The 6,212-nt window shown below is 69.2% G+C and carries 5 protein-coding genes; 3 read left to right on the forward strand and 2 right to left on the reverse strand.

The window, feature by feature from the left end:
- Window position 1: 1 nt before the first annotated feature.
- Window positions 2-1,039 (reverse strand): aminoglycoside phosphotransferase family protein, encoded by a 1,038-nt coding sequence (locus ACS5PM_RS09100; RefSeq protein ID WP_439387282.1) that lies wholly within the window; start codon window positions 1,037-1,039, stop codon window positions 2-4.
- Window positions 1,040-1,357: 318 nt separating this feature from the next.
- Between ACS5PM_RS09100 and ACS5PM_RS09105 the strand changes: the two genes are divergently transcribed.
- Genes ACS5PM_RS09105 through rsmA form a run of 3 tightly spaced genes read left to right on the forward strand, consistent with a single transcriptional unit; the run spans window position 1,358 to window position 5,701 of the window.
- Window positions 1,358-3,544 carry an LPS-assembly protein LptD gene (locus tag ACS5PM_RS09105; protein WP_439387283.1) on the forward strand — a complete coding sequence of 729 codons (2,187 nt, stop codon included), beginning with the start codon at window positions 1,358-1,360 and terminating at the stop codon, window positions 3,542-3,544.
- Complete coding sequence (locus ACS5PM_RS09110) at window positions 3,541-4,884, forward strand: peptidylprolyl isomerase (RefSeq protein WP_439387284.1); 1,344 nt, start codon at window positions 3,541-3,543, stop codon at window positions 4,882-4,884. The genes ACS5PM_RS09105 and ACS5PM_RS09110 overlap by 4 nt, the downstream gene beginning before the upstream one ends.
- Before the next feature lie 49 nt (window positions 4,885-4,933).
- The gene (gene rsmA / locus ACS5PM_RS09115) at window positions 4,934-5,701 is read left to right on the forward strand and encodes a 16S rRNA (adenine(1518)-N(6)/adenine(1519)-N(6))-dimethyltransferase RsmA (RefSeq protein ID WP_439387285.1); all 768 of its coding nucleotides are present in this window, start codon (window positions 4,934-4,936) and stop codon (window positions 5,699-5,701) included.
- A 72-nt stretch (window positions 5,702-5,773) separates the two neighbouring features.
- Here the strand turns inward: rsmA and ACS5PM_RS09120 are convergent.
- A partial coding sequence (locus tag ACS5PM_RS09120; protein ID WP_439387286.1) for a group II intron maturase-specific domain-containing protein occupies window positions 5,774-6,212 on the reverse strand: 439 nt, incomplete at its 5' end.

Genomic DNA, 6,212 nt, shown 5'->3' on the forward strand with positions numbered 1-6,212 from the left:
CCTAGAAGGTGAAGCCCGAGGAGAGCTTGGCGTCCTGCATGGGCTCCAGCAGCGCCAGCAACGGGCCGAGCGGCCGATAGCGCATCGCCACCTTGGTGGCGTAGGCGAAGAAGCGCGGCAGATCCGCCCGGTAGTGCGGCTTGCCGTCGCGCAGCTTCAGGCGGCAGAAGATGCCCATCACCTTCAGGTGGCGCTGCAGTCCCATCCACTCGAGCTGGCGCCAGAACTCCCCGAAGTCCTCGTCCACCGGCAGGCAGGCCTTGCGCGCGGCCTCCCAGTAGCGCACCGCCCAGTCGAGCTCCCGCTCCTCGTCCCACGAGACGAAGGCGTCGCGCAGTAGCGAGGCCATGTCGTAGGTGACGGGGCCGGCCAGCGCGTCCTGAAAGTCCAGGATGCCGGGGTTGGGGTCGGACACCATGAGGTTGCGCGGCATGAAGTCGCGATGCACGGCAACCACCGGCTGCGCGAGGGCGCTGGCGACGAGGGTGTCGCAGAGCTTCTGCCACCGTGCCGACTCAGCATCGGACCAGGAGATGCCGAATTCCTGGCCGACGCACCATTCGGGAAAAAGCGCCAGCTCCCGCCGCAGGAAGGCCTCGTCGTAGGCAGGCAGCGAGGCAGCGTCGACATGCTGTTGCCAATGCACGAGGGCACGGATGGCGTCGCGCATCAGGCGGTTCGCCTCCGCCGCGTCGGCCTCGCGCAAGGCCTCGAGATAGGGGCGCGTTCCCAAGTCCTCGAGCAACACGAACCCCTGCTCCGCATCAGCCGCGAGGACCTGCGGCGCATGCAGCCCAGCCGCGGCGATTCGCTCGGCCATCGCCAGGAAGGGGCGGCTGTCGATCAGCCCGGGCGGCGCATCCATCACGACCGCGCTGCGGCCGCCGGGCCCTTCGAGCCTCAGGTAGCGGCGAGCGCTGGCGTCGGCCGAGGCGACGCGCAGGCTCGCCGGATCCCAGCCCTGTGCCGCAGCCAGCGGCGCCAGCCAGCGATCGAACGCGCCGTGCCGGGCAGCGTCGTGCCAATCGACGGAAGGCACGTCCGGCGATGGATCAGAAGAGGCGGGAGGCGTCAAGGCAGTCCGCAGCAGGGCCAGCGTGGATAATCCGCGGCGATTCTAGTGACGCCTTTGTTGCCTGCTCGCGCGGCCGTCGATCGGTGCGGCGTTGCGGCGCCTGACCGGTGGCTCTGCTTGCTGCGCCTGCACGACTCCTCCCCCTGCCGTCTTTCCCCGTTGCCGCGCCGTCGCCTGGCTGTGAGCGCATTGGCGCTGGCCTGCGCATCGGCTTGCGGCGCGACTCAGGGCGCGACCAGCCCTGAACCGGCGCGCCTGCCGGCCGAACTCAGTGCCCGGACCGTGAACAGCACGCTGGACCGCGAGACCGTGGCCGAAGGCGAGGTGGAGCTGCGCCAAGGCCAGTTGACATTGACGGCCGACCTGCTGCGCTACCTCGAGCCGACCCAATGGGCCTATGCCACTGGCCACGTGAAGTTGGTCCGTGAAGGAGACCAGTTCACCGGCACGGAGGCCGGCTTGAACCTGGACACGCGAGAGGGCTACGTGATCAAGCCCACCTACCATTTCTCGCGAACCGGTGCCGGCGGAAAGGCCGAGCGGATCGACTTCGCCGGCGAGCAGCGCCTGTCGGCCCGGCGCGCCGACTACACCAGCTGCCCGCGTGACGAGGCCGCCGACGGGGCCGCTCCCGACTGGCTTCTTTCGGCGGACAAGCTCGACCTCGACTTCGAGCACAACGAGGGCGTGGCGCACAACGCCGTGTTGCGCTTCCTGGGCGTCCCCATCCTGGCGGCTCCGGCTATCAGCTTCCCGGCGACCAGCGAGCGCAAGTCGGGCTGGCTGCCGCCCGAACTGGACAGCGACAGCCGGGGCGGCATCTCGATCGCGGTGCCCTACTACTGGAACCTCGCGCCGAACTACGACCTCATCACCACACCCTCCGTCGCCACCCTGCGTGGCGCGGGCTTGCAGAGCGAATTTCGCTACCTGCAGCCGAGCGACGAGGGCCGCTTCCAGATCCATGCCATCCCATACGACCGCGTGGCCGGCCGCGAGCGGCACGGCCTCGAATGGATGCACAGCGGCCACTTCGCGGGCGACGAGGAGGGCGACATCGGCTGGCGCTACGGGGTCAACTTCCTGCGCGCCTCGGACGACGACTACTGGAAGGACTTCTCCAACCAGCTGCCCAGCCTGACCCGCCGCTTGCTGACCCAATCTGCAGCCGCCACGCGCCGCTACGAATTCGGCCGCGACACCACGCTCGAGCTGTACGCCGGCGTGCAGGGCTGGCAGGTGCTGCAGGACACCGAATCCATCGAGCCTCCCTATCAACGCGTGCCCCAGCTGGGCATGCGTGGACACGGCCGCCTGGGCGTGGACAGCGGCCTGGGGGTGCAATGGGAATTCGAGGCCGAGGCCAACCGTTTCGAGCTCTCCGACCGGCCGGCCGGCGACACGCGCCCGGATGGCTCGCGGGTGCATCTGCTGGGGGCCCTGAGCCGGCCCTTCGACGAGGGTTGGGGCTGGTTCACGCCGCGCGTGTCGTTCAACGCGGCCAGCTACCGCACCGACACGCCCATGGTCATGCCGGACAACACCCTGACCACTCGTCGCGAGGCCAGCCGCACCATCCCGACGCTGAGCGCCGACGCCGGGCTGCGCTTCGACCGTGACGACAGCCTCTTCGGCCACGCCCTGCGGCAGACGCTGGAGCCTCGGCTGCACTATGTGAACACGCCCTTTCGCGACCAGTCCATCCTGCCCCAGTTCGACACCGCCGCCAGCGACTTCAACGTGGTGTCGATCTACGCCGACAACCCCTTCTCGGGCATTGACCGCGTGGCCGATACCCACCAGGTCACGCTCGGCGTCACCTCGCGCTGGCGCGAGCCCGACAGCGGCATCGAGCGCCTGCGCCTGGGCATCGCCCAGCGCTTCCTGTTCCGCGACCAGCTCATCACGCCCGAGGGCGAGGAGGGCGACAAACGAGTGTCCGATCTGCTGCTGTTCGGCTCGGCGACGCTGTGGCCGAACTGGATCTTCGACACCACCGTCCAGTACAACGCCAGCATCGACCGCACCGTGCGCTCGATCGTATCGGCGCGCTACCAGCCAGCGCCGTTCTATACCCTGTCCGGTACCTACCGCTACGCGCGCGACCTGAGCGAGCAGTTCGAACTGGGTTGGCAGTGGCCCTTGTACAAGAGCGCGCCGCGCGCCAACGGCTGCAGCGGCACGCTTTACGGGGTGGGCCGGGTCAACTTCAGCATGCGCGACAGCCGCGTCACCGATTCGCTGGCCGGCCTCGAGTACGACGCCGGCTGCTGGATCGCCCGCTTCGTCAGCCAGCGAACCTCCACCGGCCTGGCCGAGTCCACGACTCATTGGATGCTGCAGCTGGAGCTGGTCGGCCTGTCCCGCCTGGGCAGCAACCCGCTGAAGGCGCTGAAGGACAATATTCCCGGTTACCGGCTGCTTCGCGACGACGACGCGCCCACACCGTCCACGACGTTTCGCCCATGACCGACAAGATTCTTTCCCGTGCCGTCGCCATCGCTTTCGGTGCCAGCGTCCTGGCCACCGCGGCCGCCTGGGCCCAGCCGGCCGCCCCGGCGGCCACTGCCAAGGCGTCGCCAGCCCGCTCGGCGGACTACATCGTGGCCATCGTCAACAACGAGCTGGTGACGCAGGTCGAGGTCGATCAGCGCGTGGCGCGCGCCAAGCTGGAAGCCCTGCGCAGTGGCGCACGCCTGCCGCCCGATCCCGAATTGCGCAAGCAGGTCCTGGACGCGCTCATCGAGGAAAGGGTGATCGTCACCTACGCGCGCGATTCCGGCGTCAAGGTGGACGAGCCGGAGCTGGACCGCGCGGTGGCCAACGTGGCGTCGGCCAACAAGATGAGCCTGGACAAGCTTCAGGAGCGTCTCAGGGCGGAGGGTATCGACTACGCGCGCTTTCGGGCCAACCTGCGCGACCAGATGATGGCCGAGCGGGTGCGCGAGCGGGAGGTGAGCGGCCGCATTCGCGTCACCGACGCCGAAATCGACAACGCGCTGGCCGCCCGCCAGGCGCAGATGGCCTCCACGAGCGAGCTCAACATCGCGCAGATCCTCGTCACCGTGCCCGAGAACGCCCCACCCGAGGTGGTGGCCGAGCGGCGTGAACGCGCGTTGGCCGCGCTGGCCCGGGTGCGTTCGGGCGAGCCCTTCGCGGTGGTGGCCAAGGCCGTCTCCGAGGATGGCAATCGTGACAAGGGCGGCGAGATCGGCCCCAAGCCGTCCGACCGGCTGCCCGACCTTTTCGTCGAGGCGGTGCGTCCGCTGGCCGTGGGCGGCGTGACGGCCGAGCCGATCCGAAGCGGCGCGGGCTTCCACATCCTCAAGCTGCTGTCCCGTGTCGACGCCAATGTCGCCTCGGTGACCCAGACCCGCGCCCGTCACATCCTGCTGCGGCCGTCCACGGCGCTGCCGGTGGAGGCGGCCGCCAAGCGCCTGGCCGAGTTCCGCGAGCAGATCCTGGCCGGCAGCCGCCGGTTCGAGGACCTGGCGCGGCAGTACTCCGAGGATGGCAGCGCGGCCAGCGGCGGCGATCTGGGCTGGGCCAGCCCCGGCAGCTTCGTGCCCGAGTTCGAGGAAGCGCTTGGCAAGCTGCAGCCGGGCGGCATCTCGACGCCCATCGTGTCGCGCTTCGGCGTGCACCTGATCCAGGTGGTCGAGCGCCGCCAGATGGCCGTCGATCCCAAGGAGCTGCGCGAGCAGGCGCGCAACCAGTTGCGGGAGCAGAAGTTCGGACCCGCCTACACCGACTGGGCCACGGAGCTGAAAGCGCGCGCCTACATCGAGATGCGCGAGCCGCCGCAGTGAGCCGTATGCTGAGCGTGCGGCGGACCGCGGCCTTCGAAGGCCCACGGTCATGAAGCACGTGGCCAGAAAGCGCTTCGGCCAGCATTTCCTGGCCGACACGGCCGTGATCGACGCCATCGTGCGATCCATCGATCCGCGGCCCGGGCAGGCGCTGGTGGAGATCGGCCCGGGCCTGGCGGCGCTGACCCAGCCGCTGCTGGAGCGGGCCGGGCGCCTCGCGGTGATCGAGCTGGACCGGGACCTTGCGGCGCGACTGCGGCAGCGCCAGGGCCTGGAGGTCGTGGAGTCCGACGTGCTGAAGGTCGATTTCGGCGCGCTGGCCGAGCGTCATCAGAGCAAGCTGCGCGTGGTCGGCAACCTGCCCTACAACATCTCCTCTCCCATCCTCTTCCATCTGCTGCCCTGGGCCGACCGGGTGCTGGACCAGCACTTCATGCTTCAGAAGGAGGTCGTGGACCGCATGGCGGCCGCTCCCGGGAGCAAGGTCTATGGCCGGCTGTCGGTGATGCTGCAGTGGCGCTACGACATCGAGGCGCTGTTCGACGTGCCGCCGCAGGCCTTCGATCCGCCACCGCAGGTGGATTCCGCGGTCGTGCGCATGCTGCCGCTGCCGGACGTCGCATCGCTGGACGCGGCGCGCTTCGAGACGATGGTGGCGGTCGCCTTTTCCCAGCGGCGAAAGCTGCTGCGCCACACGCTGGGCAAGTGGCTCGAGGAACAGCGCTTCGACGGCAGCTTCGACGTGCAGCGGCGGGCGGAGGAGGTCCCCGTGGCCGAATTCGTCGCCCTGGCCCAGGCGCTGCCGCCGCGCGCCTGAAATCGGGTAGGAGACGGGGTCACCCCCGCCGTCCTCCCACACCACCGTACGTGCGGTTCCGCATACGGCGGTTCATGGTTGACGCTGGAAGCGCCGGTGGGTATCCACCAGCGACACGAGTCCCATGCGGTCGAAGAAGGACTTCGGGAAGGCCGCGTTCATGTGGCTGGCTCCGGAGTTCCACCAGGCACCGCGCCCGTTGGTCGCCGAGCGCCACGCGCGCTCCCTCGTCAGTCCCTGCTGCATCAGTGATTTGGCGCGTGCGTAGGGGCGCTTACCGTAGCGCCAGAGTCGGCACCGCAGCTTGCGCCTGATCCACCCGTCCAGTTCCTGCCATACGTCCTTAACCTGGGCATGCCTGAAGTAGCTCGTCCAGCCGCGTAGCAGCGGGTTCAGCGCTTCGGTGATCGCTGCCAACCCAGCCCCGCGCTTGTCGCGCAGCAAGGCTTTCACCTTCTGGCGCAGTCGCACAACGCTGGCCGCAGCAACCTTGAGCCGCGCCGTTTCCCGC

Source organism: Ideonella flava (genome assembly GCF_051857595.1).
Taxonomy (GTDB): Bacteria; Pseudomonadota; Gammaproteobacteria; order Burkholderiales; family Burkholderiaceae_C; genus Ideonella.

Coding starts and splice junctions, on each gene's coding strand:
- rsmA (WP_439387285.1), top strand. CDS start 4,934: ATGAAGCACGTGGCCAGAAAGCGCTTCGGCCAGCATTTCCTGGCCGAC.
- ACS5PM_RS09110 (WP_439387284.1), top strand. CDS start 3,541: ATGACCGACAAGATTCTTTCCCGTGCCGTCGCCATCGCTTTCGGTGCC.